Below are 26,109 nucleotides of genomic sequence, written 5' to 3' on the forward strand. Positions count from 1 at the left end.
TAGCCCGACTCCTTAGGCGAATAAAGCAGCATTATGCTACTACAGGAGTCATGATCGAATCGATTCAATAATTGCTAATCATTTGCATCTGTATTGTTACTTGACGTATCAATCAGGCGAGATTTTGAGCGACGGGACTCATACATGCACTTAGCAAGCTGACAGGGGTTGGTAGAGGATCAAAAAAGGTGGCGGATCCCGTTTCCCCGTCAAAAAGCCGAAAGGATCCTTTATCCCCAAGCTTTATCCATATTTATCCACATCCTTTGGCGGTAGAATCCGGGTTCCGATTTTTCAGGATCCATTCCATGGCCAAACTCAATCTCGTCGTCGGTTCCATGCTGGGGGCCGCCGAATATGTCGCAGATCATGTCGCCAGCCTGCTGGAACAGGCGGGTCATCAGACCAAGATCCACAACCCGGCGCGCCTTGCCGAGGTGCTGGCAGAGCCGGATGCCATCCTGCTGGTGATCACCTCCACCCATGGTGCCGGTGATGTCCCCGATAACCTGCAACCCTTCGCACAGGATCTTGCCGAGCAACATCCGGATCTTAAGAGCTTGAAATATGGGGTGATCGGGCTTGGTGATCGCAGTTATGACACCTTCTGCCAGGGCGGCAGGACGCTGGATCGTCTGTTGACCGAGTGCGGTGCCAGCCGGATCGGGGATCGTCTCGATATCGATGTGACCCAGCACGAGATCCCGGAAGATGCAGCCGAGGCCTGGATCCACGATTGGATGACATTGATCGCCTGATCAGGGCGTGGGAGATCCGCTCACCAGGATGCCGATCTCCCCGCTTATCCCCAGATCCCTATCCACCATGTTATTAACAGCCGGCTGCGCCCAGAGTTTTTGGGAAGCAGAGAGAAAAAATCGCTTGAATCTGTGTATAACTACGGTAGTAATCACTGTAAAACCTATAGTTATCCATGTATGAGATCCAATCCAGTTATCGCCTGTGTATAAAACCCCTAGTTATCCCCCCGTTCAGGGCCCTGGGATCCAAGCTTTTCCACAGGCTGGGATCGTCTTTAAGCGGATGATCTTTATGATCAAAAAGTGCTTATCAACAGAAATCCTGGATCCTAATAAAAGATCCAATAAAAGATCGATCTAAAGATCCTTAAGATCTATTTAACGGATCCTTCATCCACACTGATCCTGAAGTAGACGTTCCCCTCAGGATGCGAAACGGATAGAATGATCCGCCCCTGAGCCCAGGCAAATACAGATCTTCAGGCGTGCAGATCAAGGTGATCCCCAATGCAATACCATGAACAATTTGATGTGATCGTCGTCGGTGGCGGTCACGCAGGCACCGAGGCAGCAACGGCAGCTGCCCGTATGGGCCTCAACACCCTGTTGTTGACCCACAACATCGATACGCTGGGACACATGTCCTGTAATCCGGCGATCGGCGGGATCGGCAAGGGACACCTGGTCAAGGAAGTAGATGCACTCGGCGGGATCATGGCGCAGGCCATCGATCTTGGCGGGATCCAGTTCCGCACGCTCAACTCCTCCAAAGGGCCCGCCGTGCGTGCCACCCGTGCTCAGGCGGATCGTCTGCTGTACAAGGCGGTGGTACGTCAGACCCTGGAGAACTATCCAAACCTGAAGATCTTCCAGCAGGCCTGCGACGATCTGATCATGGATGGGGATCGTGTCGCCGGTGTCGTGACCCAGAGCGGGATCCGCATCAGTGGCAAGACGGTCGTGCTGACCGTGGGTACCTTCCTGAACGGTTTGATCCACATCGGCATGGAAAATTACAAGGGCGGCCGCGCCGGGGATCCTCCCTCGATCGCTTTGGCACAACGTTTGCGCGAGATGCCGCTGCGCATCAACCGGCTCAAGACCGGCACACCACCGCGCATTGATGCCCGTACCGTCGATTTTTCCGTGATGCAGCAGCAACATGGTGACGATCCTCGCCCGGTCTTCTCGTTTATCGGCGATGCCAGCCAACACCCGCGCCAGGTGCCCTGCTACGTGGCTCACACCAACGAGCAGACCCACGAGGTGATCCGCAATAACCTGGACCGCAGCCCCATGTACGCCGGGGTGATCGAGGGGATTGGCCCGCGCTACTGCCCGTCGATCGAGGACAAGATCACCCGCTTCGCGGACAAGACCGCGCACCAGATCTTCGTCGAGCCGGAAGGCCTGACTACCCACGAACTCTATCCGAACGGGATCTCCACCAGCCTGCCGTTCGATGTACAGGTGCAGATCGTGCGTTCGATCCGTGGCTTCGAGAATGCCCATATCACCCGCCCCGGCTATGCCATCGAATATGATTTCTTCGATCCGCGGGATCTCAAGGCCAACATGGAGAGCAAGTGCATAGAAAACTTGTTCTTCGCCGGCCAGATCAACGGCACCACAGGTTACGAAGAGGCGGCAGCCCAGGGTCTGATGGCCGGTTTGAACGCCGGTCTGCGTGCTCAGGGCAAGGATCCCTGGCATCCCCGTCGGGATCAGGCCTACATGGGCGTGATGATGGACGATCTTTCCACCATGGGGACGCGCGAGCCCTATCGCATGTTCACCAGCCGCGCCGAATATCGCCTGCTGCTGCGGGAAGACAACGCCGATCTGCGTCTGACCGCCATTGGCCGTGAGCTGGGTCTGGTGGATGATCACCGCTGGAGCAAATTCAACGCCAAGATGGAACAGGTCGAGCTGGAGCGTCAACGCATGCGGTCGACCTGGATCCACCCGCAACACCCGTCTCTGGAGGCGGTCAATGCCCTGGTCAACACCCCCTTGTCCCGTGAGCAGAGCCTGGAAGAGCTGCTGCGCCGCCCGGAGGTCACCTACGATGCCCTGATGGCCATCGAAGGGATAGGTCCTGCGCTGGCAGATACGGCGGCGGCCGATCAGGTGGAGATCCAGATCAAGTACGCCGGCTACATCGAGCGTCAACACGACGAGGTTGAGAAGCAGCTGCGCAACGAGAACACCCTGTTGCCGCTGGACATGGACTACCGCGACGTGAACAGTCTCTCCAACGAAGTGATAGCCAAGCTCAACGATGCCAAACCGCAGACCATAGGTCAGGCTTCTCGCATCTCCGGCATCACCCCGGCGGCCATCTCCATCCTGCTGGTTCACCTGAAGAAACACGGCCTGCTGCGTAAAACCGCTTAGAGGATCCCCATGCTGGAAAGATTGAACGGCCTGCTCGTGCAGGCCGGTATTGTTATCACCGACAGCCAGAAGAGCCAGTTGGTACAGTTGGTCGAGTTGCTGCACAAGTGGAACAAGGCTTACAATCTCACCTCGGTGCGTGATCCCGACGCCATGCTGGTCAAGCACATCCTCGACAGCCTGGTGGTGAGCCCTCACCTGCACGGTGAGCGTTTCATCGATGTCGGCACCGGCCCCGGCCTGCCCGGCCTGCCGCTGGCCATCATCAATCCGGACAAGCAGTTCGTGCTGCTGGACAGTCTGGGCAAGCGAATCAACTTTATCCGCCAGGTGATCCTGGAGCTGGGCTTGACCAATGTGACGCCGGTTAAATCCCGGGTGGAAGAGTATCAGCCCGAGGTGGGATTTGATGGGGTGCTCAGCCGCGCCTTCGCCTCCCTTGAGGACATGCTGGGCTGGTGTCATCATCTGCCGTCACCTGAGGGCAGTTTCCTGGCGCTCAAGGGACAATACCCCGAGCAGGAGCTGGCTCAGTTGCCCGCCAGCATCCGTCTGGTTGCCGCCCACAAGCTGGTGGTGCCGGAGCTGGAAGGCGAGCGTCATCTGCTGGAGTTTAAAGCCATCCAGCCCGAATAGGGCCGCCGTATTCATTTAGGGGATAGTGTGGGAAAAGTCATTGCCATAGCCAACCAGAAGGGGGGAGTGGGTAAAACGACCACCTGTGTGAATCTGGCCGCCTCCCTGGCCGCCACCCGGCGCAAGGTACTGGTGATCGATCTGGATCCGCAGGGCAATGCCACCATGGGCAGCGGCATCGACAAGTATGAAGTCGAGCGTACTGCCTATGAACTGCTGATCGAGGACATCCCCATCGGCGAGGTGATCATCCCCGAGACCTCGGGGGGCTATCACCTCATCGCCGCCAACGCCGACGTCACGGCGGCGGAAATTCGCCTGATGGAATTCTTCGCCCGCGAGATCCGCCTGCGCAATGCGCTGGCCTCGGTACGGGACAAATACGACTACGTCTTCATCGACTGCCCGCCTTCTCTCAACATGCTGACCGTCAACGCCATGGCCGCCGCCGATTCCGTGCTGGTGCCCATGCAGTGCGAGTATTACGCGCTGGAAGGGCTCACCGCCCTGGTCGACACCATCAGCAAGCTGGCAGCCGTGGTCAACCCGGAGCTGAAGATCGAAGGGGTGCTGCGCACCATGTTCGATCATCGCAACCGGCTGGCCAATGATGTGTCCGATCAGCTGAAACAGCACTTCGGGGACAAGGTCTATCGCACCATCATTCCCCGCAACGTGAGACTGGCTGAGGCGCCGAGCTTCGGTGCTCCGGCCATGCACTATGACAAATCATCGGTGGGGGCCAAGGCCTATCTGGCGCTGGCTGGCGAGATCCTGCGCCGCCAGGAACAGGAACATCAGCCGACCACCGCAGATCGAGAGAGCCTATGACTCCGAAGAAACGTGGACTGGGCAAGGGACTGGATGCCCTGCTCAGCACCAGCACTGCCGCCCGCCAGAAACAGGTGATGAGCGACCAGCGAACCGAGCAGGCCATGGCTCCCACCAACCAAGGCGAGCTGCGCAAGCTGCCGGTGGAGTGGTTGCAGTCCGGCAAGTACCAACCACGCAAGGACATGTCGCAGGATGCGCTGGAAGACCTGGCCAACTCGATCCGTGCGCAAGGTGTGATTCAGCCGATAGTGGTACGCTCGATCGGTGAGAACCGTTTCGAGATCATCGCCGGAGAGCGGCGCTGGCGGGCCTCCCAGTTGGCCCGGCTCGAGGTGGTTCCCTGTATCGTCAGGGATGTGCCCGACGAGGCGGCGGTGGCCATCGCGCTGATTGAGAACATCCAGCGCGAGGATCTCAACGCTATCGAAGAGGCGGTCGCCCTGCAGCGGCTGCTGACCGAATTCGAGTTGACCCATCAGCAGGTCGCCGAGGCGGTGGGCAAGTCCCGTACTACGGTAACCAACCTGCTGCGGCTCAATCAGCTCAACGAGGACGTGAAGCGCTTCGTCGAACACGGCGACCTCGACATGGGCCATGCCCGCGCCCTGTTGGCGCTGAGCGGTCCGGCCCAATCCGAGCTGGCCAAGCTGGTTGCCCAGAAGGGGTTGACGGTGCGAGATACCGAGAAACTCGTCCAAAAGACGTTGGAGCCGGCAAAAACCAAAGTTGAGCCTGCTCGCGATCCTCAGTTTGGTTACCTCGAGCGCCAGATTTCAGAAAAAATTGGCAATCAGGTACAACTTCAACCGGGCAAGCAGGATAGCGGTAAGTTAGTAATAAGTTACGATAACTTAGCGGATTTGGACCGCTTACTGTGCTATTTTGGCCTGTCAGAATCGTGATTTTTACGCTTTTTGTAGTAATAAAACATCCATTCCTTTCGATATGAACATAACCTTAATTTCGCGCGGAAAGCCGCAAAAATTAAGGATTTTTGCCATATTGCAATAGCCGTCTTCACGGGTATAATTTGACCGGCTTTTCGAGCTGTGAACCTGGGGTCTTCGGATCCCGATTTTTTACAGTTCTGTAATGTTCAGGGGTAGGTTGGTGAAACAGAAAGTAGCCTTGGAAGGTTTGATGCTAGCCTTGGCTATGCTCGTTTGTCAGCTCATCCTGATCCTGGCGATCAGTACCGTCTGGTTTTATCTGGCGGGAGCGTTTGCCGGACGTTCTTCTCTCTATGGGGGGGGAATGTACTGGGTTCCTCAGGCCCTGTTCACACTCTGGGTTCTGCGCCGCAAGGTGACGAAAGAGAGTGTTGGCTTGGTCTTGCGGGACTTTTATGGTGGGGCAGGGATTAAGCTCATTACTACAACAGGACTCTTCGCCCTGATGTTTGGCTCCGGGATCGAGGTCAACACCGTCTCGTTCTTCGCCACTTATATCCTCGCCCTCGTTGTACAGTGGATAGTTTCATTCACGCTTAACAACCACTATTAGGAAAACTCATGTCTGCAACCGGAGAAGTCCTGACTCCTCAGGGATATATCTCCCACCACCTGACCCACCTGCAAGTCGGGTCCGGGTTCTGGACGGTCAATATCGATTCCATGATATTTTCCGTCTTGCTAGGCGCCCTGTTTATCTGGTCGTTCCGCCGCGTAGCCGTCAAGGCTACCAGTGGTGTGCCCGGTAAGCTGCAGTGCTTTGTGGAGATGCTGGTCGAGTTTGTGAATGGTAACGTCAAGGACATCTTCCATGGTCGGAACCCGGTCATCGCACCGCTGGGACTGACAGTGTTTGTCTGGATCTTCCTGATGAACTTCATGGATCTGATCCCCGTTGACTTTATCCCTCACGCTGCACAGTTGATGGGTGTTCCCTATCTGCGTGTGGTTCCCTCTGCTGACGTTAACATCACCATGTCCATGGCTTTGGGCGTGTTCTTCTTGATCCTGTATTACAGCATCAAGGTCAAGGGTATCAGTGGATTCGTGAAGGAGCTGACGCTTCAGCCTTTCAATCACCCCGCTGCCATCCCGGTTAACTTCATCCTTGAAACCGTCACGTTGATTTCCAAGCCTGTTTCGTTGGGTCTGCGACTGTTCGGCAACATGTATGCTGGCGAACTGATCTTTATCCTGATTGCGGGTTTGTTACCCTGGTGGTCACAGTGGATCCTGTCCGTGCCTTGGGCAATTTTCCACATCCTGATCATCACTTTGCAGGCGTTTATCTTCATGGTTCTGACCATCGTCTATCTGTCGATGGCACAAGAAGACCATTGATGATGCAACTCAAATAATCGTTCTTATACAATCAATTACATCTAAATAAATGGAGATCCTCATGGAAAACTTGAACATGGACCTGCTGTACATCGCTGCTGCAATGATGATGGGTCTGGCGGCTATCGGCGCCTCCATCGGTATCGGCATCCTGGGTGGTAAGTTCCTGGAAGGTGCTGCTCGTCAGCCGGACCTGATCCCTGTGCTGCGTACCCAGTTCTTCATCGTGATGGGTCTGGTAGATGCGATCCCGATGATCGCCGTTGGTCTGGGTCTGTATGTGATGTTTGCGGTTGCCTAAGTCGTTTCGACTCACGCAGAACCCATTAACTAACTTAAGAGGACATCGGCTGTGAATATCAACGCCACCCTCCTCGGCCAAGCAATTGCTTTTTTCATCTTCGTAGTGTTTTGCATGAAGTACGTATGGCCGCCGTTGATCGCTGCCATCGAAGCCCGTCAGAAAGAAATTGCTGATGGTCTCTCTTCTGCCGAACGTGCCAAGAAAGATCTGGATTTGGCCAAGGCCAACGCCACCGATCAGCTGAAAGAAGCCAAGCTTCAGGCTGCTGAAATCATCGATCAGGCCAACAAACGCAAGGCCCAGATCATCGATGAAGCCGCTGTCGGAGCTCAAACTGAGCGGGAAAAAATCCTGGCTCAGGGCCGTGCAGAGATCGAAGCTGAACGTCATCGTGCCAAAGAAGAACTGCGCAAGCAGGTTGCTGCTCTTGCCATCGCGGGTGCAGAGAAGATCCTGGCACGCCAAATCGACCAGGCTGCCAACAGCGACATCGTCGACAAACTGGTAGCAGAACTGTAACGGGAACGGGGCTATGTCTGAACTGACTACAATCGCTCGCCCCTACGCCAAGGCTGCTTTCGAGTTTGCCGTTGAGCACAAGGCGGTTGACCAATGGCTGGGGATGCTCGGCTTCGCTGCACAAGTAGCGGAGAACGACACCATCCACAACCTGGTGAACGGCTCTGTGGCTGCCGAAGAGCTCGCAAACCTGTTTGTGGGCGTCTGCGGTGAGCAACTCGACGAGCATGGTCAGAACCTGATCCGGGTGATGGCCGAGAATGGTCGCTTGGGTGTGCTGCCGGCAGTCGTTGCTGAATTTGTAGCGCTCAAGGCTGAACTGGACAAAGAAGTTCAGGCTGACGTGATTTCGGCGATCGAACTGACCGACCAGCAGAAAGCCAAACTTCAGGCTTCTCTGGAACAACGTCTCGCGCGCAAAGTGAAGCTGAAGTGCAGCATCGATGCGTCCTTGATGGCCGGGGTGCTCATCAAGGCCGGTGATCTGGTTATCGACGGCACAGTCCGCGGTAAGCTGGATCGCATGGCCGATGCGCTGCAATCTTGATTGGGGTATTAGAGCATGCAACTGAATTCCACTGAAATCGCCGAGCTTATCAAGCAGCGCATCGCGCAGTTTGATGTCAAGAGCGAAGCGCGTAACGAAGGTACCATCGTCTCTGTGAGCGACGGTATCATTCGTATCCACGGCCTGGCCGATGCCATGCAGGGTGAGATGATCGAGCTGCCGGGCAACCGCTTCGCTCTGGCATTGAACCTGGAGCGTGACTCCGTTGGTGCCGTCGTAATGGGTCCCTATGCCAACCTGGCGGAAGGGATGAAAGTAAAAGGTACCGGCCGTATTCTGGAAGTACCGGTCGGTCGTGGTCTGTTGGGCCGGGTGGTCAACACCCTGGGTCAGCCGATCGACGGCAAGGGTCCGATAGACAACGATGGCTTCTCGCCGATCGAAGTCATTGCACCTGGCGTTATCGAGCGTAAGTCTGTTGACCAGCCAGTCCAGACCGGCCTGAAAGCCATTGATGCCATGATCCCTATCGGTCGTGGCCAGCGTGAGCTGATCATCGGTGACCGTCAGGTAGGCAAGACCGCTATCGCTATCGACACCATCATCAACCAGAAAGACTCCGGCATTAAGTGTGTCTACGTTGCGATTGGCCAGAAGGCCTCTACCATCGCCAACGTGGTGCGCAAGCTGGAAGAGCACGGTGCACTGGCCAACACCATTGTGGTGGTTGCCTCTGCCTCCGAAGCCGCTGCCTTGCAGTACCTGGCACCTTATGCCGGTTGCTCCATGGGTGAGTACTTCCGTGACCGCGGTGAAGACGCGCTGATCATCTATGATGACCTGTCCAAACAGGCCGTAGCCTATCGCCAGATCTCCCTGCTGCTGCGCCGTCCGCCAGGACGCGAAGCTTACCCGGGCGACGTGTTCTATCTGCACTCCCGTCTGTTGGAGCGTGCTTCCCGCGTCAACGTCGAGTACGTCGAGAAGTTCACCAAGGGTGAAGTGAAAGGCCAGACCGGTTCTCTGACCGCGCTGCCGATCATCGAAACCCAGGCGGGTGACGTGTCTGCGTTCGTTCCGACCAACGTGATTTCCATCACCGATGGCCAGATCTTCCTGACCACTCAGCTGTTCAACTCCGGTATTCGTCCGGCGGTTGACCCGGGTATCTCCGTATCCCGTGTAGGCGGCGCCGCTCAGACCAAGATCATCAAGAAGCTGTCCGGTGGCATTCGTACCGCACTGGCCCAGTATCGTGAGCTGGCGGCTTTCGCCCAGTTCTCTTCCGATCTGGACGATGCGACTCGCAAGCAGCTGGATCACGGTCAGAAAGTGACTGAGCTGATGAAGCAGAAGCAGTACTCTCCGATGAGCGTGGCTCACCAGGCTCTGGTGCTGTTCGCTGCCGAGAAGGGTTATCTCGCCGATGTCGAAATCGCCAAGATCGTCGACTTCGAAGCCGCTCTGCTCTCTTACGCCAATACCCAGCATGGTCCGCTGATGGCTGAAATCAATGCCTCGGCTGACTACAACGACGCTGTCGTTGGCAAGCTGACTGCGTTGCTGGATGACTTCAAGGCAACCCAGACCTGGTAAGCGTGTGTGGCAGCGCAAGCTGCCACCTGATGGAGAGAAGAGATGGCCGGCGCAAAAGAGATACGTAACAAGATCGGGAGTGTGAAGAACACTCAGAAGATCACCAGCGCTATGGAAATGGTGGCAGCCAGCAAAATGCGCCGTGCGCAGGAACGCATGTCTGCCAGCCGTCCGTACGCTGAAACCATGCGCAAGGTGATCGGCCATATCGCTCAGGGGAACTTGGAATACAAGCACCCCTACCTCATCGAACGTGAGGTCAAGCGAGTGGGTTACATTGTCGTCTCCACCGACCGTGGCCTGTGTGGGGGTCTGAACATCAACCTGTTCAAGGCCGCCCTCAACGATATGAAGAACTGGAGCGCGAAAGGGGCCAAGGTTGACCTGGCACTGATCGGTAGCAAGGCCTCCAACTTCTTTGAGCGGCACGGCGCCAAGGTGAAAGCCCATGTCTCCGGACTGGGTGACAGCCCGAGCGTCAATGACCTGATTGGTTCAGTCAAGGTCATGCTGAAGGCGTACGACAACGGTGAGATTGACAAGCTGTATCTGGTGTACAACAAGTTTGTCAACACCATGGTGCAGCAACCAAAGGTCGATCAACTGCTGCCTTTGCCCGTAACAGAAGACAGCAAACTGAACAAGAAGAACCACTGGGATTACCTCTATGAGCCGGATCCCAAGCAACTGCTGGATGCCTTGTTGATTCGCTACGTCGAATCCCAGGTGTACCAGGGTGTGGTAGAAAACTTGGCCAGTGAACAGGCAGCCCGAATGGTTGCCATGCAAGCCGCGACTGACAACGCCGGTAACCTGATTAACGATCTGCAACTGGTGTACAACAAGGCCCGTCAGGCCAGTATTACCCAGGAACTGACAGAGATCGTATCCGGTGCTGCTGCGGTGTAAGGCAAGGGTTATCAAAGGTTTAGAGGATTTGACATGAGTAATGGTTTCATCGTCCAAATCATCGGCGCCGTGGTGGACATCGAGTTCCCGCAGGATGCCGTGCCCCAGGTGTACGATGCACTGAAAGTCATCAGCGAAGGCCAAGGCCAGGGTCTGGTACTGGAAGTTCAGCAACAGATCGGCGGCGGCGTCGTTCGTTGCATCACCATGGGTTCCTCCGACGGTCTGCGTCGTGGGTTGGAAGTAGTTAACAGCGGCAAGGCCATCCAGGTACCGGTTGGTACCTCGACCCTGGGCCGTATCATGAACGTACTGGGCGAACCCATCGATGAGAAGGGTCCGATCGGCGAAGAAGAGCGTTGGTCCATCCACCGCGAAGCCCCCAGCTACGAAGATCAGTCCAACAGCGCCGAGCTGCTGGAGACCGGCATCAAGGTTATCGACCTGGTTTGTCCGTTCGCCAAGGGTGGTAAGGTCGGTCTGTTCGGTGGTGCCGGTGTCGGCAAGACCGTCAACATGATGGAGCTGATCCGTAACATCGCGATCGAACACAGCGGTTATTCCGTGTTCGCCGGTGTGGGTGAGCGTACCCGTGAGGGTAACGACTTCTACCACGAGATGATGGAGTCCAACGTACTGGACAAAGTATCTCTGGTTTACGGTCAGATGAACGAGCCGCCCGGAAACCGTCTGCGCGTGGCGCTGACCGGCCTGACCATGGCCGAGAAGTTCCGTGACGAGGGTCGTGACGTACTGTTCTTCGTGGACAACATCTACCGTTACACCCTGGCCGGTACCGAAGTATCCGCACTGCTGGGCCGTATGCCCTCCGCAGTAGGTTACCAGCCGACCCTGGCCGAGGAGATGGGTGTTCTGCAGGAACGTATCACCTCCACCAAGACCGGTTCCATCACCTCAGTCCAGGCCGTTTACGTGCCTGCGGATGACTTGACCGACCCGTCTCCGGCGACCACCTTCGCCCACTTGGATGCGACCATCGTTCTGTCCCGTCAGATCGCGGCACTGGGTATCTACCCGGCCGTTGACCCGCTGGACTCCACCTCCCGTCAGCTGGATCCGCTGGTGGTTGGCAAGGAGCACTACGACACCGCTCGTGGTGTGCAGATCGTACTGCAGCGCTACAAAGAGCTGAAGGACATCATCGCCATCCTGGGTATGGATGAACTGTCAGAAGAAGACAAACTGACCGTATCCCGTGCCCGTAAGATCGAGCGTTTCCTGTCCCAGCCGTTCTTCGTGGCCGAAGTATTTACCGGTTCTTCCGGCAAATACGTGCCGCTGAAAGAGACCATCCGTGGTTTCCAGGGCATCCTGAAAGGCGAGTACGACGATCTGCCCGAGCAGGCGTTTTACATGGTTGGCAGCATCGACGAAGTCGTCGAGAAAGCCAAGAAACTGTAAGCCTCGATAGGAGGGCCCATGGCTGAGATGATCTCCTTTCACCTGGATGTGGTGAGCGCCGAAGGGAAACTGTTTTCCGGACGCGTGCAATCTGCTCAGGTAACAGGCTCCGAGGGTGAGCTGGGTCTCCGCCACGGTCATGCTCCGTTGCTGACTGCCATCAAGCCGGGCATAGTCCGCTTGATCAAGCAAAATGGTAGCGAAGAGGTGTTGTACATCTCCGGCGGTATGCTGGAAGTGCAACCCGAATCCGTGACCGTGCTGGCCGATACCGCCATTCGTGCCGAAGACTTGGATGAGGCGAAAGCCCAGGAAGCCAAGCGTCGTGCCGAAGAGCGGATCCACAGCTCCCATGGTGATATCGACTATGCGCAGGCATCTGCCGAGCTGTCCAAAGCGATGGCCCAGCTGCGGGTTATTGATATCGTCAAAAAGAATTACCGTTAATTACGGTGATGCAAAAAGCGACCTTCGGGTCGCTTTTTTTTTATCCGTTGGATAGACTCCGCCGGGTATTTCATCAAGTTTCAAAGGCTGGCTATGTCTCTCAACGTCGTGATCCTCGCTGCGGGTAAAGGTACTCGTATGCGCTCCTCCTTGCCCAAAGTACTGCACCCCGTCGCCAACAAGCCCATGGTCTCCCATGTCATCGAGACGGCGCGCCAGATCGGTGCCGAGCAGCTGCACCTGGTCTATGGCCACGGCGCCGAATTGCTGAAGGAGCGGATCGCCGCACCGGATCTGAACTGGGTGCTGCAGGCACAGCAGCTGGGCACCGGCCACGCCGTCGCCCAGGCCATTCCATTCTGGCAGGACGACGACGACGTGCTGGTGCTGTACGGCGACACTCCGCTGATCCAGCCAGAGACCCTGCAACGGCTGCTGGCCGCCAAGGTCTCGGGTGGCATGGCGCTGCTGACCGTGGTGCTGGACAACCCCACCGGTTATGGTCGCATCGTACGGGCCAATGGTCAGGTGGTCGGCATCGTCGAGCAGAAGGATGCCAATGCCGAGCAGCTCGCCATCCGCGAGGTGAACACCGGCGTACTGGTGGCCAACGGTGGCCAGTTGCGTAGCTGGTTGTCGCGGCTGGACAACAAGAATGCCCAGGGCGAGTTCTACCTCACCGACGTGATCGCCATGGCCCACGGCGACGGCTGTCCCATTGCCGCCGTCCATCCGGACGGTGCCATGGAAGTGGAAGGGGCCAACAACCGGGTCCAGCTGGCCCAGCTCGAGCGCAGCTACCAGAAGATGCAGGCCGAGAAGCTGATGATCGCCGGCGCGACCCTGATCGATCCAGCCCGCTTCGATCTGCGCGGCGAGCTCGAGATCGGCGAAGAGGTGGTGATCGACGTCAACGTCATCATCGAGGGCAAGGTGAAGCTCGGCAACCATGTGCGCATCGGTGCCGGTGCCGTGCTGAAAGATTGCGAGATCGGTGACTTTACCGAGGTGAAACCCTACTCCGTCATCGAGGGGGCACTGGTGGCCGATCAATGCTCGGTCGGCCCCTTCGCCCGCCTGCGCCCTGGCGCCGTGCTGGAGCAAGATGCTCATGTCGGCAACTTCGTCGAGATGAAGAAGTCCCGGCTCGGCGTCGGCTCCAAGTGTGGACATCTGACCTACCTGGGGGATGCGGACATCGGTGCCCGCGTGAACATAGGTGCCGGTACCATCACTTGTAATTATGATGGGGTGAACAAGTTCCAGACCATCATCGAGGACGATGTCTTCGTCGGTTCCGATACCCAGCTGGTGGCGCCGGTGCGCATCGGCAAGGGCGCGACTCTGGGGGCGGGCTCCACCATCACCAAGGATGTGGATGAGGATGAGCTGGTGATCACCCGGGTGCCCCAGCGCCACATCAAGCACTGGGCCCGCCCGGTCAAGAAGAAGTGATGCCCGGCTCCGTTCCGGCTAACGCATGAACTGAAACCGGCGCCTGAGGGCGCCGGTTTGTTTAGAGGACTTGCTCCGCTCGGCTCGTCAGCTGATACCAGTCCAGCTTGCGGGTCAGCATCATGATCAGCGCCAGGATGGCGAACAGCAGCAGGGCACCGAGCAGCAGGGCGATCTCTTCCGCTTGCAGCAAGCCGAACAGAATGGCGTACACCAACCCGAGCAGGACCGAGAAGCCGAGCCCTTGGCGTGGCCCACCCAGCACGTGGCTCAGGTAGAAGCCATTGAGCGTCACGCTGGCCAGACTCGCCAGCAGGTAAGCCAGCGCGAAGCCCAGGTGCTCGGTCAGCGCCAGCAGCACCAGGTAGAAGATGGCCAGCCCCATGCCCACCAGCGCGTACTGGATCGGGTGCACTCTCAACCCCTTGAGCAGCTCGAACATGAAGAAGCTGAGGAAGGTGAGGCCGATAAACAGCAGGGCATACTTTGCGGCCCGCTCGTTCAGTTGATAGTGATCCACCGGCTGCACCAGGCTGACGCTGAAGCTCGGCAGCTTGGACCCCACCCCCTTCATCAGGCGGATGAAGCGGGTCTCCATGTCGGTGGCAAACCAGCTGGTCTGCCAGCTGGCATCGAATCCCTGCTCGCTCAGGGTGCGGCTGCCGGGCAGAAAATCACCGATGAAGTTGGGATGGGGCCAGTTGCCGTTCAGATTGAGTCGACTGTCCTGACCGAGGGGCACCACTTCCAGTGCATTCATGCCCTGCAGGTTCAGCTCGATGTGAAAACGACCGTCTTCCCCTGGCAAGGCATCGAGTGGCGCATGGATGCCGGCCATCCCGTCCCTCAGTTGGGCGCCGGGGACGAAGGGGATGCGCGCCTCCCCCAGCTGCAGCTCGGGCACGCTGGTGATGCCGCGGGCATCGGACAGCACCAGGCTGAGGTAGGGCTTGCCCGGGACAAGGGCGGGAGCCGTACCGTCAAAACTTAGGTCAGGGTTGCCGGCCACCAGCGTCTTGTCGGTCAGGTTGGCTGGCAGACGCCCGGAGAGGGAGAGGCGGGTCTGATACACCTGAGCCTGATAGATGCCGAGCTTGCGCGGGGTGACTTCCATGCTGGCCCGTACATCCAGCTGATCCGGCAGCAGATAGCGGTAGACCCGCTCCTCGCGCACGAAATGCTTGCCATCTTGCTCCACCGTCACTGACCGGGAGTAGGGCTGCACCAGCACGGGCCCCAGCAGCCGTTGCGGACCGCTGTTGCTGGCCATGATGTTGTGGATGGCCTGGCTGCGATAAGCCTGGCGTTCCCGATTCAGCTCCATGATGGAGTGAACCGGGATCATCAGCAGCAGGCTGAGCAGCAGTAGCAGGACGATCTTGTGGGTGAGTATCTGTTTGACCATGACGCATCTCCTTGTTGATGGGAGCGACTGTGCCGGGTCCGGGTGAAGGGGGAATGGGGTCCTGTGAAGTCAGGGTGAAGGGAATAAAAAAACCGGCGCTGGGCGCCGGTTGTGCAATCACATCTTCTTCAACTGGGCCGGCAGGGCGGCGAACACCTCTTCTTTCGCCTTGAGGGAGGCAAACTGCTTGCCCGGTTTCTGGATGACGGTGTGGACGAAGATGAGCTTCTTGTCCTGCTTGCTGGCCCAGCCGACGAACCAGCCGATCTGCTGATCCCGGTTGAGGCTGCCATCCAGCAGCTTGGGATACCCCATGCCGGTCTTGCCGTGGATCTGCCAGCCATCGATGTCGGGCTGGCGCAGGATATTGGCCGTGTGCTGTAGAGTCTGGGCGGAGACCGGCAGCTTGCCACTCACCAGCTTGCCGAGGAAGCGGGCCTGCTCTTGCGGGCTGATGGCGAGGCTGGCGCTGAGCCAGGCCTGGGTCAGGCCGTCGTGCTTGCCCGGATTGCCGGAGAGATCCCGGTTGCCGTAGTCGAAGCTGTCGACATAGTGCTGCAGGCGCGCCATCCCCAACCATTCGGTGAGGCGCTGGGAGTACCAGATGACCGAGAACTTCATCCAGCTGCTCGGGCTGGTGGTCTCCCGCCATTCGGGCAGGAAGTCGGCATCGCCGGGTTTGAACGGCAGGGCTGGCAGTTGCTCATCGACCAGGAAGCCGCTGTCATAGCCCATCAGTGCCAGCGGGATCTTGAAGGTGGAGGCGGGCGGCAACTGGGCGGCGCAATCCCCCTCGCTGAAAATCGGCTTGCCGCTGCCATCGGCAAACAGCAGGCAGCCGGAGGCGGCGCTGGCGGGCAATGAACAGAGCAGACCTGCGGCGAGCAGGCCGGACAACAGAAGGCGGGGCATGAATATCTCCTTGATTCATTGGGACGGGTGTCGAGGCTCCGGGACGAGACCCGAGGAGGCGCAGCTTAGCCCCGCTCTGTGCGCTCAGTGTGAAGTCTGCGCCCGACTCAGACTGTGGGTAGCCAGAGTTCGGCCAGCACCCCACTCTCTAGTCGGTTGCTCAGATTCAGCCTGCCGCCATGCTGGCGTGCCACCTCGCTGGCGAAGCTGAGCCCGAGGCCGCTGCTCTTGCCTTTGTCGGGCCTGGGCAGGGAGTAGAAGCGCTCGAAGATCCGCGGCAGCGCATAGTCCGGGATGCCGGGCCCCTCATCCCTCACCCGGAAGCAATAGCCATCCGCCTCCACGGCCCCGGTCAGCCAGATCCGGCCTCCCTGAGGGGAAAAGTCGAGGGCATTATCCAGCAGGTTGCCGAGGGCCTGCTCCACCAGCAGGGGATCCCACTTCTGTTTGGGGGCCTCACTGAGTTCGGCCTCCAGGCTTATCTGGCGGCGCTCTGCAACTATCTGGCGGGCATCGAGCGTTCGCCTGCCCAGTCTGGCGGGAGCGATGGCCTGACGATCCAGCCCCTGTCCCGACTCCAGCCTGGCCAGTTGCAGCATGCGCTCGATCAGCTGCTGCATGCGGGCCGTCTCCAGGTTGATGTTGCCGATAAAGCGCTTTGCGACGTTCGGCGGCGGTGCCTCGGCCAGCAGCTCTCCTGCCCCGCGAATGGCCGCCAGCGGGCTTTTCAGCTCGTGGGTCAGGCTGTGCACATAGCCTTCGATATAGGCTTTGCCATCGAGCTGGCGACGCATGGTCTCCAGCGAGCGGCCGAGCCTGTCCAGCTCCGGGCTATGGAGCCTGGGCAGGATGGCGGACCTGCCCTGGCTGACCGCATCGGCGTAGTGCACCAGTTTGCCGATGGCGCGGGTGAGCCACCATACCAGCAGGGCGCCGATCAGCAGCGAGAGGCACAGCAGCAGCGCCGCCCCCTGCAACAGCTGGCGTTCGCTGCGCTCTATCATGGGCAGCAGGGTGCGGTTGGGCTTGGCGACGGTGAGGGAGCCCAGGATCTGATCGCCCGAGCGCAGCGGCGCGGCCACGTGCATCACCGAGCTTGCCGGGTCATCGGGGTCGCTGCGGGTGCTGCGGGCGCCGTACTCACCGCGCAGGGTGCGGTAGACATCGTTCCAGCGCGAATAGTCCTTGCCCAGATCCTGGCCGCTCGAGTCATAGACTACCTTGCCCTGGGCATCGACCACATAGATGCGGTACTCGGCCTGCTGCTTGAGGTGGCCGTCGATCAGGGCGTTGATGGGGTTCTGGTTGAGGCGGGCGAAGGCGCTGGCGAGCCGGCCATCCGCCATCCTGCCTTCCTGCAAGTCGTCCAGCGCCAGCGGGGCCAGCAGCTGGGCCATGTCCACCAGGGTATCTTCGGTGGCGCTGCGCACCCCGGGCTTTATCTCCTCGACGAAGATCTCCAGCACGAACCAGGCGGCCAGCGCGAAGATCAGCACCAGTCCGCCCAGCAGTTGCAGTCCAATCCTCATATCCGCTCCCGGCAGCAAGGTAGTTGCAGTTCTATTGTTCTCATGCCTGCCTCCGTTGCCGTTTTCTGGTCATGCCAGCTCCAGGCTGTAGCCCAGCCCCCGATGGGTCAGGATCAGGTTGGCGGCAGGATCCCGCTCGCGCAGCTTGGCACGCAGGGTCTTGATATGGGTATCGACGGTGCGATCCTGGCTCTCCTCGGCCCCGCTCCACACCAGATCCATCAGCTGCTGGCGGGAGTAGACCCGACCCGGCGCCTGCATCAGGGTCTTGAGCAGCAGATATTCATAGCGGGTGAGGGCCAGCGCCTGACCGTGGAAACAGATGCGGGCCCGCTCCTCGTCCAGTGCCAGCAACTGGCTTGGTTGGGGGATGGCGGGTTGGCTGCGGCGCAGGATGACCCGCACCCGGGCACAGACCTCCCGCGGGGAGAACGGCTTGGCCACGTAGTCGTCGGCCCCAATCTCCAGCCCGATCAGCCTGTCTATCTCCTCGCTGCGAGCGGTGAGAAACATCAGCGGGGTGTCGCAGCGGGCCCGCACCTGTTTGCACAGCTCGAAACCGCTGATGTCCGGCAACCCCACATCCAGGATCAGAAAGTCGGGCCGCGTCTGTTCCAGTCGCGTCAATAACGGCTGGCCGAGGGGAAACCACTCCACCTCGAAACCGTCGGTTTGCAGCGCATAGATCAGGGTGTCGGCGATGCTGGCCTCATCTTCCACCAGCCAGATGACTCGTTTTTGCATGGCATTCTCGTTGCAAATTGGCCTGCTCATTCTGGCATCGAACCAAATCGGATCCTATTTGCGGTTTTATTTTTCCAAAAAAGACGCTAACATTCCGACATTCTTTCGAATCGAAACTTAATGATGACCAAGCGAAACACTCAGCAGCGTCGCCACACCATAGTGACCCTGGTGCAAGAACAGGGTGAAGTGAGCGTCGATACCCTCGCCAAATACTTCTCCACCTCGGAAGTGACCATCCGCAAGGATCTGGCAGTGCTGGAAACCGGCGGTCTGCTGCTGCGCCGTTACGGCGGTGCCGTACCCCTGCCGAGCGAGATGGTAGCGGACAGCAACCCCGAACAAGTTTCGAATCGAAAGCTGGCCATCGCCCGCGCCGCCGCCGAACGGATCCGCGATCACAATCGCGTCATCATCGACAGCGGCAGCACCACCAGCGCCATGATCCCCATGCTGGGCAGCAAGCGCGGTCTCATCGTCATGACCAACTCCCTCAACGTGGCGGGTGCCCTGCGCGAGCTGGAGAATGAACCCACCCTGCTGATGACCGGCGGCACCTGGGATCCCCACTCCGAATCCTTCCAGGGTCAGGTGGCGGAGCAGGTGCTGCGCTCCTACGACTTCGACCAGCTGTTCATCGGTGCCGATGGCATCGATCTGGAGCGGGGGACCACCACCTTCAACGAGCTGGTGGGCCTGTCCAGGGTGATGGCCGAGGTATCGCGGGAGGTCATCGTCATGGTCGAGTCCGAGAAGATCGGTCGCAGGATCCCCAATCTGGAGCTGCCCTGGGGCAGCGTCCAGACCCTGGTGACCGACGAGGGACTGGCCATCGAGGCCAGAGAACAGATTCAGGCCAGGGGGATCCAGCTTGTCTGTGCCCCTGTGGCCGGCTGATATAGCCAATCAACGATCCCATTATCCAAACCCATTACTGAATTCAATCGAGGAGAAGTCTATGTGTGGCATCGTCGGGGCCGTCGCCCAACGTGATGTGGCTGAAATTCTGGTGGAAGGCTTGCGCCGTCTCGAGTATCGCGGTTATGACTCGGCCGGGGTGGCGGTGTTCAGCGCCAACCAGCCGCTGCAGCGGGTGCGTCGCCTCGGCAAGGTCGCCGAGCTGGCCAAGGCGCTGGAGGAGCAGTCCGTGCACGGTGGTACCGGCATCGCCCACACCCGCTGGGCCACCCACGGCGAGCCGTCCGAGCGCAACGCCCACCCCCACGTCTCCGAACATATCGTGGTGGTACACAACGGCATCATCGAGAACCACGAAGAGCTGCGCAGCCGGCTGCAGGGGATGGGTTACGAGTTCAGCTCGGACACCGACACCGAGGTGATCGCTCACCTGATGCACCATGAGCTGAAATCTGCCCCCAGCCTGCTGGCCGCCATGCAGACCACAGTGAAACAGCTGCGCGGCGCCTATGGCACAGTGGTAATGGACAGCCATGACGACAGCCGTCTGGTGGTGGCTCGCTCCGGTTCCCCGTTGGTGATCGGCCGCGGTATCGGCGAGAACTTCATCGCCTCCGACCAGATGGCGCTGCTGCCGGTAACCCGTCGCTTCATCTTCCTGGAAGAGGGCGACGTGGCCGAGGTGACCCGCCGCGACGTGCACATCTTCGATACCAACGGCGATGCCGTGGTGCGCGAGGAGCTGGAGTCCGAGCTCTCCCACGATGCCGGTGACAAGGGCGAATACCGCCACTACATGCTCAAAGAGATCTACGAGCAGCCCAAGGCCATCACCAACACCCTGGAAGGCCGTCTGGGCAGCGATCATGTGATCGTCGAGTCGTTTGGCAACGGTGCCCGCGCCATCTTCGACCAGGTCGAGCATGTCCAGATCATCGCCTGCGGCACCTCCTACAACTCCGGCATGGTAGCCCGCTACTGGTTCGAAGAGATCGCCGGTGTCTCCTGCGACGTGGAGATCGCCTCCGAGTTCCGCTATCGCAAGTCGGTGGTGCGCCCCAACAGCCTGTTGATCACCTTGTCCCAGAGCGGTGAGACTGCGGATACCCTGGCCGCCCTGCGCCTGGCCAAGGAGTCTGGCTACATGAGCTCCCTGGCGATCTGCAACGTGCCGGGCTCCTCCCTGGTGCGGGAATCGGATCTCGCCTTCATGACCCGGGCCGGTACCGAGATCGGGGTCGCGTCCACCAAGGCATTTACCACTCAGCTGGCCGGTCTGCTGATGCTGGTAACCGCCATCGGCCATTGCCGTGGCAACCTGAGCGCCGCCGCCGAGGCCGACCTGGTCAAGGCACTGAAGACTCTGCCGCAGCGCATCAAGGAGAGTCTGGCACTGGCCAAGGAGATCGAAACCCTGGCGGAAGAGTTTGCCGACAAGCATCACAGCCTGTTCCTCGGACGTGGCAGCCAGTACCCCATCGCCATGGAGGGGGCGCTCAAGCTGAAAGAGATCTCCTACATCCATGCCGAAGCCTATGCGGCGGGTGAGCTCAAGCACGGCCCGCTGGCGTTGGTCGATGCCGAGATGCCCATCATAGTGGTGGCGCCGAACAACGATCTGCTGGAGAAGCTGAAGTCCAACGTGGAAGAGGTGCGCGCTCGCGGCGGTATCCTCTATGTGTTTGCCGATGCAGCGGCCGGTTTCAAGAGTGACCAGACCATGCGGGTGATGAACCTCAGTCATGTCGAGGAAGCCATCGCCCCCATCGTCTACACGGTGCCGATGCAGTTGCTCTCCTACCACGTCGCCCTGATCAAGGGCACCGACGTGGATCAGCCGCGCAACCTGGCAAAATCCGTGACGGTGGAATAAACCGCCAACCCTGAGTCCATGAGGTGTGGGGTGAAAATAAAGTTTCATCCCTACAAATAAAGTATCATCCTTGAAAATAGAGTTTCACCCTAAGCCAACGTGCGCTATGTTGATGGTATCAACTAGGACGTTGGCTTTGTTATGGCTGGAATATTCAAGGGCCTGACTCAGGCTCAAATCGATAGAAGGCTGAAGGAGGGGCGCGGTCAAGGCCGGGGATCTGACTACAAGCCGTTCATCTACACTAGGGACGTCTCTTCTTTGGGGCGTTCTCACCGCTTGTTCGGCAATAAATGCCGGCGTATGCACCACCTCCTCTCCGATTTAGAACTCGCCGTCTTCCTCACTCTGGATTGGTCTCCAAAGGTCATCGATATCCGGGAGCAATTTCCCCTTCGGGTCGAGGACACAGTCCGCCTTGCTGAAACGTATGGGCTTCCCCACGGCAAGTTTCAGGGAATCCCGCAGGTGCTTAGTTCCGACTTTCTGGTGGACTTCGAGGATCCCACACACCCGGCTATGGCGCTCCAAGCAAAGTACAGCGCAGACCTCGAGAAGCCAGAAGTCATCGAGCGCCTAGAGCTCGAAAGGCGTTACTGGGAAGAGAAAGAGATTTCCTGGGCCATTGTCACCGAGAGGGAGATCTCCCGGACGGCATTCGCCAATATCCAGTGGCTCTACCCCGCCCAGGCTGAGGAAGATATTGTCCTCAATGACCTCGAACGCTACTACAGCTTGTTCCTGTACGAGTTCCAACGCCACCCTGATCAGACACTGACGAGCATTGTCCAGAGCCTGGATGTGGCTTACGAGCTTGAACCAGGGCTGGCGCTCTATTGGCTGCGTCAGTTACTTGCTCGTCACTATTTTCTCTTCGATATCAACAAGCTCTACAGAGAGCTCAAGCCTGGTGATTTATCCAGCAATCCTCATCAAGAACAGCGGGAGATACGCCATGTTCCCGGTTAACTTGGTACTCCAGATGGGTGAGGTACGCAGGCGTTTGCTCTGGTGTGACGCAGAGCAGGCTATCTGGATCGATATTGATTCGAGTTTGGCATTTCCAGAATCGACCCCAGTAGCAGAGTTGGAAAGGCTGCTTATAGCTGGGGAGCTGAGACGTATGGATGACCCTTTTCTGGATGTGACCCTTCGGGAGGTCGAGGAAGGGTCAAGTGACCAGCAAAAGCGCGATTCTGCCTGGGAGATGCTGGCAGAGACTGTTCGTGACACCGGTCTGTTTGAGCGCCGATCCAGAGGGGAAATCGTCAAGGGCATAATTGAGCGCCACGGCGTCACCAAACAGACAGTATACCGGCTTCTCAGGCGCTACTGGCAACGGGGCATGTGCAAGAATTCCTTACTACCGGATTACGCCAACTCGGGAGGTCGTGGCAAGAGGCGCAAACCAGATCAGGCCAAGCTGGGACGGCCTAGGGTGGTCAGGGATGGGCGGGGAAGTAATGTCACTCCCGAGATAGAGCGTCTTTTCAGGCGCGTCATAGAGGAGCGCCTGCTCAAGGAAAAACATCCGCCGATTCCCGACGTCTATTCTTCCAGCCTTAACCTGCTCGGTGCCATGTTTCCCGGCTTGCCGACACATGATCTGCCGACGCTGGAGCAGTTCCGCTACTTCTACAAACGTGAGTACCACTTTACCGAGATCTTGGAGCGTCAGACATCTGCGGTAGATTTCGCCAAGGACATCCGACCGATCAGGGGGACATCGACGACAGAGACTCTGGGACCAGGTTACCGCTACCAGATCGATGCCACCATAGCCGATATCTACCTGGTATCGGAGCACGATCGCAGCCTGATCGTCGGTAGACCAGTTGTTTACATGGTGATCGATGTGTTTAGCCGGATGGTGACGGGCATGTACGTCGGGTTTGAAGGGCCATCCTGGATTAGTGCCATGATGGCCCTGGCTAATACCATCGCCGATAAGGCGGAATACTGTCGCCAGTATGGTGTGGAGATTGACGCTGGAGATTGGCCTGTGCAGGGCTTGCCCGATGTGGTGCTGGCGGACAAAGGTGAGCTGAACGGCACCAAGGTCGAGGCGTTCGCCGAATCCTTCGGAGTTCGCATCGAGAATGCGCCAGCCAGACGTGGGGATGCCAAGGGTATTGTCGAGCGACAGTTCAGGACTGTGCAGGAACGTTTTAAGCCCTACGTCAGCGGTGTGGTCGAGGGCCAAATCAGCCGCAAGCGTGGTGGCCATGACTACAGGCTTGGCGCCAGCCTGACACTGCCGGAATTCACCAGGAGCATCATCGCTGGCGTCCTCTGGCACAACAACTTCCACGTCCTGAGTAAATACGACAGGACTGCCGGTATGCCCGGTGACCTGCCCGCTATACCAGCTAGGTTGTGGCATTGGGGGCTGGGTAATCTGACGGGCCGGTTACGAACAGCCCCCCAAGATCTGGTTCGCATCAATCTACTGCCCCATGATCAGGCCACAGTTTCAGAGTTGGGTATCAGATTGTTCGGGTGCTTCTATACCTGCCCAGAGGCTCTGAAGTCTGGCTGGTTCCACCGGGGGCAAGGCCATAGACCCGAAAAGGTGATGGTTGCTTACGACCCGCGCAGCGCAGACCATATCTACATTCGTCCCTCCAACAGCCTCAAAGAATATTGGATTTGTGATCTTGCCGATCGCAGCAGGCGTTTCCGGGGGATGACCTTCTGGGACGTCTGGCTGTTGTCTAGGGAGGAGCGTAGAAGCGATGCCAATGCCACCATGGAGGGGCAGAGGGAAAGGGGCAAGCTACTCGAGAAGATCGAGTCTATCGCTGCTTTGGCGGAGGATGCCAGTCCCATAACAACCGGCATGTCCAAGAAGGACCTGGGAACCCAGATCCGCGAGAACAAGCAGGATGAAAAGCGCCATGAGCGTCGCCAAGGGGCTTTCAGGCCTGCGAGAGAGCAGTCAGGCAAGCCCGCCGATGTGGTCCCGCTGAGGGGTGAGAAACCTGACGATTATGCCTATCCGGATCTGGGCAATCTTATCTTCGGGGAGGGGGACAATGACTGATGAGATCCGCAGCGGCGCCATCCCCTTGGCCCAATACCTTGAGCAACAACTGCCTGAATATCAGGACAATCCGCTTATCAGCGCCTTGCCACCCATACCCGGCCTGCAAGAGGTGGTTACCCAACTCCAGGCCGTACCCAGCTTCGATCCTCAAGAGGCATTTCTTGACGGGCGGCTCAGGGCCCACGCCATTGCCCGCCTGCTGCATGGTTTCTTCCAGCCTCTGACCCACCACCTTGAGTTGGAAGCCAAGATCAGCCTGATGATCCGCCAGGGTTACATCGGTCGGAATCCTGCCAACGGTGCCTGGTATTCCCACCTTCAAAATGGTTATCGCCGCGTGGAGGAAGAGGATTTGGAGGCAGCGGTCTACCAGAGCGTTTCTTCGACGGCCAGCAGTTTGTCGCTGTTCGGCTGCTCTGGCTGTGGTAAGACCCGTACCTTAGAGCGGATACTGGGCATGTACCCTCAAGCCCTCCATCATCATGACTACAACATCACTCAGCTGACCTACCTGAAAGTTGACTGCCCCATCGATGGCGATCTGGACGAGCTTTGCCTGAGCTTTTTCAACCAAGTGGACAGGGTTCTGGGCACTCATTACAGCCGCAGTCATGGTCGTAAGAAACTGGGTACCAAGCGCCTGCTGGCCAGCATGTGCCAGATCGCCAATCTTCATGCTCTTGGAGTATTGATCATTGATGAGGTTCAGAATCTCAACGAGGCTAGGTCTGGCGGGGCTGAGAAGATGCACAATTTCTTCGTGTCTTTGGTCAACACCATAGGGGTGCCCATCATCCAGGTGGGCACACACCGGGCCAGCAAATTCTTCCAGCGCACGTTCAGGGCTGCTCGACGCATCACCGGCTTGGGCAGTATCCGCTGGGACAGGCTGCCAAGAGACGAGCACTGGAAACGGCTCTTGAAACGGCTTTGGAAGTACCAGTGGGTGCGGAATGCCTACCCCTTGGGCGACGAGCTTGAGGCAACCATGTACGAGCTCACTCAGGGGGTCATGGATATCGTCATCAAGCTGTTCGCACTGGCGCAGATCCGGGCCATAGTGACGGGTGCTGAATGTATCAAGCCAATGTTACTACGCAAAGTCTACGAGGATGAGTTCAAGCCGGTCCATCCCATGTTGGCAGCATTGAGGAGCAACAGGCCGGAACTCATCGCCAAATACGATGACCTGCTGATGCCAGAGATAGAAGGCAAACTGCTCTCCCTTACACAGTCATTGGACAGAATTACAGAGTCCAAGCCACTGGCACCCCCGGTCGACGACAGGGCTAAAAAGCTGGCAGCCTTGCTTGAGAGCATGGAGATCCCCAAGGATATTGCCATTCCCATGGCTGACGAGCTGTTGGCCAAGTATCCCGAAATTCCTTTGGCAGCATTGATCCACAAGGCGACATCCTACCTAGTCCAGGAAAAACCCAAAGCTTCTGGATTTTCCAGAGTGAAGCGAACTGAATGGGGTCAGTTACCTCAAGGCGATTTGCGGCGACGCTATACCAGCGGACCCGAGGGCGAAGTTTACGGCAGGTTCAAAGAGGCTGGTCTGGTGTTCGACCTGCAAGTACTGCTGGGCAAGGCGAGCTGA

Annotated in this window: 24 protein-coding genes; 20 read left to right on the forward strand and 4 right to left on the reverse strand. The window is 58.4% G+C overall.

Translation table 11 applies throughout. From position 1 onward, the window contains the following. Nucleotides 1–308 precede the first annotated feature (308 nt). The 15 genes from mioC (at nt 309) to glmU (ending at nt 14,079) form a co-directional block, all read left to right on the forward strand. Entirely contained in the window at nt 309–758 is a 450-nt protein-coding gene (gene mioC, locus ACZ9IL_RS17790; protein ID WP_476004662.1) for an FMN-binding protein MioC, read from the forward strand. Nucleotides 759–1,268: 510 nt separating this feature from the next. Then, entirely contained in the window at nt 1,269–3,158 is a 1,890-nt protein-coding gene (mnmG, locus tag ACZ9IL_RS17795; protein WP_476004663.1) for a tRNA uridine-5-carboxymethylaminomethyl(34) synthesis enzyme MnmG, read from the forward strand. 9 nt (nt 3,159–3,167) lie between these two features. After that, nucleotides 3,168–3,794 carry a 16S rRNA (guanine(527)-N(7))-methyltransferase RsmG gene (gene rsmG / locus ACZ9IL_RS17800; RefSeq protein ID WP_476004664.1) on the forward strand — a complete coding sequence of 209 codons (627 nt, stop codon included), beginning with the start codon at nt 3,168–3,170 and terminating at the stop codon, nt 3,792–3,794. Nucleotides 3,795–3,821: 27 nt separating this feature from the next. After that, a complete protein-coding gene (locus ACZ9IL_RS17805) occupies nt 3,822–4,625 on the forward strand; it encodes a ParA family protein (protein ID WP_476004665.1) in 804 nt (267 codons plus the stop codon). After that, on the forward strand, nt 4,622–5,530 hold the full coding sequence (locus ACZ9IL_RS17810; RefSeq protein WP_476004666.1) for a ParB/RepB/Spo0J family partition protein: 909 nt from the start codon (nt 4,622–4,624) through the stop codon (nt 5,528–5,530). Before ACZ9IL_RS17805 ends, ACZ9IL_RS17810 begins: the two co-directional genes overlap by 4 nt. A gap of 190 nt (nt 5,531–5,720) precedes the next feature. Next, nucleotides 5,721–6,131: an ATP synthase subunit I gene (locus tag ACZ9IL_RS17815; RefSeq protein WP_476004667.1), complete on the forward strand. Its 411-nt coding sequence runs from the start codon at nt 5,721–5,723 to the stop codon at nt 6,129–6,131. Between the two features lie 8 nt (nt 6,132–6,139). Beyond that, nucleotides 6,140–6,919 carry a F0F1 ATP synthase subunit A gene (gene atpB, locus ACZ9IL_RS17820; RefSeq protein WP_033129664.1) on the forward strand — a complete coding sequence of 260 codons (780 nt, stop codon included), beginning with the start codon at nt 6,140–6,142 and terminating at the stop codon, nt 6,917–6,919. Between the two features lie 61 nt (nt 6,920–6,980). After that, nucleotides 6,981–7,220: a F0F1 ATP synthase subunit C gene (gene atpE / locus ACZ9IL_RS17825; RefSeq protein WP_010672265.1), complete on the forward strand. Its 240-nt coding sequence runs from the start codon at nt 6,981–6,983 to the stop codon at nt 7,218–7,220. Between the two features lie 51 nt (nt 7,221–7,271). Next, nucleotides 7,272–7,742, forward strand: coding sequence for a F0F1 ATP synthase subunit B (gene atpF / locus ACZ9IL_RS17830; protein ID WP_476004668.1), 471 nt, complete (start codon nt 7,272–7,274; stop codon nt 7,740–7,742). A gap of 13 nt (nt 7,743–7,755) precedes the next feature. After that, the gene (gene atpH / locus ACZ9IL_RS17835) at nt 7,756–8,289 is read left to right on the forward strand and encodes a F0F1 ATP synthase subunit delta (RefSeq protein ID WP_050718243.1); all 534 of its coding nucleotides are present in this window, start codon (nt 7,756–7,758) and stop codon (nt 8,287–8,289) included. A 15-nt stretch (nt 8,290–8,304) separates the two neighbouring features. Further along, nucleotides 8,305–9,846 (forward strand): F0F1 ATP synthase subunit alpha, encoded by a 1,542-nt coding sequence (gene atpA / locus ACZ9IL_RS17840; RefSeq protein WP_476004669.1) that lies wholly within the window; start codon nt 8,305–8,307, stop codon nt 9,844–9,846. Nucleotides 9,847–9,888: 42 nt separating this feature from the next. Further along, the gene (gene atpG, locus ACZ9IL_RS17845; protein WP_476004670.1) at nt 9,889–10,755 is read left to right on the forward strand and encodes a F0F1 ATP synthase subunit gamma; all 867 of its coding nucleotides are present in this window, start codon (nt 9,889–9,891) and stop codon (nt 10,753–10,755) included. Between the two features lie 33 nt (nt 10,756–10,788). Then, nucleotides 10,789–12,177, forward strand: coding sequence for a F0F1 ATP synthase subunit beta (gene atpD, locus ACZ9IL_RS17850; protein WP_476004671.1), 1,389 nt, complete (start codon nt 10,789–10,791; stop codon nt 12,175–12,177). An 18-nt stretch (nt 12,178–12,195) separates the two neighbouring features. Then, nucleotides 12,196–12,624 (forward strand): F0F1 ATP synthase subunit epsilon, encoded by a 429-nt coding sequence (locus ACZ9IL_RS17855; RefSeq protein WP_476004672.1) that lies wholly within the window; start codon nt 12,196–12,198, stop codon nt 12,622–12,624. 93 nt (nt 12,625–12,717) lie between these two features. Continuing rightward, on the forward strand, nt 12,718–14,079 hold the full coding sequence (gene glmU / locus ACZ9IL_RS17860; RefSeq protein WP_476004673.1) for a bifunctional UDP-N-acetylglucosamine diphosphorylase/glucosamine-1-phosphate N-acetyltransferase GlmU: 1,362 nt from the start codon (nt 12,718–12,720) through the stop codon (nt 14,077–14,079). A gap of 61 nt (nt 14,080–14,140) precedes the next feature. On the opposite strand, the gene creD is transcribed toward glmU, so the two are convergent. From creD to blrA, 4 genes are all read right to left on the reverse strand, one after another. Then, nucleotides 14,141–15,484, reverse strand: a complete 1,344-nt coding sequence (gene creD, locus ACZ9IL_RS17865) for a cell envelope integrity protein CreD (RefSeq protein WP_476004674.1) — start codon at nt 15,482–15,484, stop codon at nt 14,141–14,143. 117 nt (nt 15,485–15,601) lie between these two features. Further along, entirely contained in the window at nt 15,602–16,396 is a 795-nt protein-coding gene (gene blaOXA / locus ACZ9IL_RS17870) for a class D beta-lactamase (protein WP_476004675.1), read from the reverse strand. 107 nt (nt 16,397–16,503) lie between these two features. Next, complete coding sequence (gene blrB / locus ACZ9IL_RS17875) at nt 16,504–17,925, reverse strand: beta-lactam sensor histidine kinase BlrB (RefSeq protein WP_476004676.1); 1,422 nt, start codon at nt 17,923–17,925, stop codon at nt 16,504–16,506. A 69-nt stretch (nt 17,926–17,994) separates the two neighbouring features. Then, complete coding sequence (gene blrA, locus ACZ9IL_RS17880; RefSeq protein WP_476004677.1) at nt 17,995–18,669, reverse strand: beta-lactam response regulator transcription factor BlrA; 675 nt, start codon at nt 18,667–18,669, stop codon at nt 17,995–17,997. 123 nt (nt 18,670–18,792) lie between these two features. On the opposite strand from blrA, the gene ACZ9IL_RS17885 reads away from it, so the two are divergent. The 5 genes from ACZ9IL_RS17885 (at nt 18,793) to ACZ9IL_RS17905 (ending at nt 26,109) form a co-directional block, all read left to right on the forward strand. Further along, the gene (locus tag ACZ9IL_RS17885; protein WP_476005375.1) at nt 18,793–19,566 is read left to right on the forward strand and encodes a DeoR/GlpR family DNA-binding transcription regulator; all 774 of its coding nucleotides are present in this window, start codon (nt 18,793–18,795) and stop codon (nt 19,564–19,566) included. A 61-nt stretch (nt 19,567–19,627) separates the two neighbouring features. After that, nucleotides 19,628–21,460, forward strand: coding sequence for a glutamine--fructose-6-phosphate transaminase (isomerizing) (gene glmS, locus ACZ9IL_RS17890; RefSeq protein ID WP_476004678.1), 1,833 nt, complete (start codon nt 19,628–19,630; stop codon nt 21,458–21,460). Nucleotides 21,461–21,601: 141 nt separating this feature from the next. Further along, on the forward strand, nt 21,602–22,429 hold the full coding sequence (locus ACZ9IL_RS17895) for a TnsA endonuclease C-terminal domain-containing protein (RefSeq protein ID WP_476004679.1): 828 nt from the start codon (nt 21,602–21,604) through the stop codon (nt 22,427–22,429). Then, nucleotides 22,416–24,503, forward strand: coding sequence for a Mu transposase C-terminal domain-containing protein (locus ACZ9IL_RS17900; RefSeq protein WP_476004680.1), 2,088 nt, complete (start codon nt 22,416–22,418; stop codon nt 24,501–24,503). The genes ACZ9IL_RS17895 and ACZ9IL_RS17900 overlap by 14 nt, the downstream gene beginning before the upstream one ends. Continuing rightward, complete coding sequence (locus ACZ9IL_RS17905) at nt 24,496–26,109, forward strand: ATP-binding protein (RefSeq protein WP_476004681.1); 1,614 nt, start codon at nt 24,496–24,498, stop codon at nt 26,107–26,109. The genes ACZ9IL_RS17900 and ACZ9IL_RS17905 overlap by 8 nt, the downstream gene beginning before the upstream one ends.

Source organism: Aeromonas sp. TECH754, from assembly GCF_056279295.1.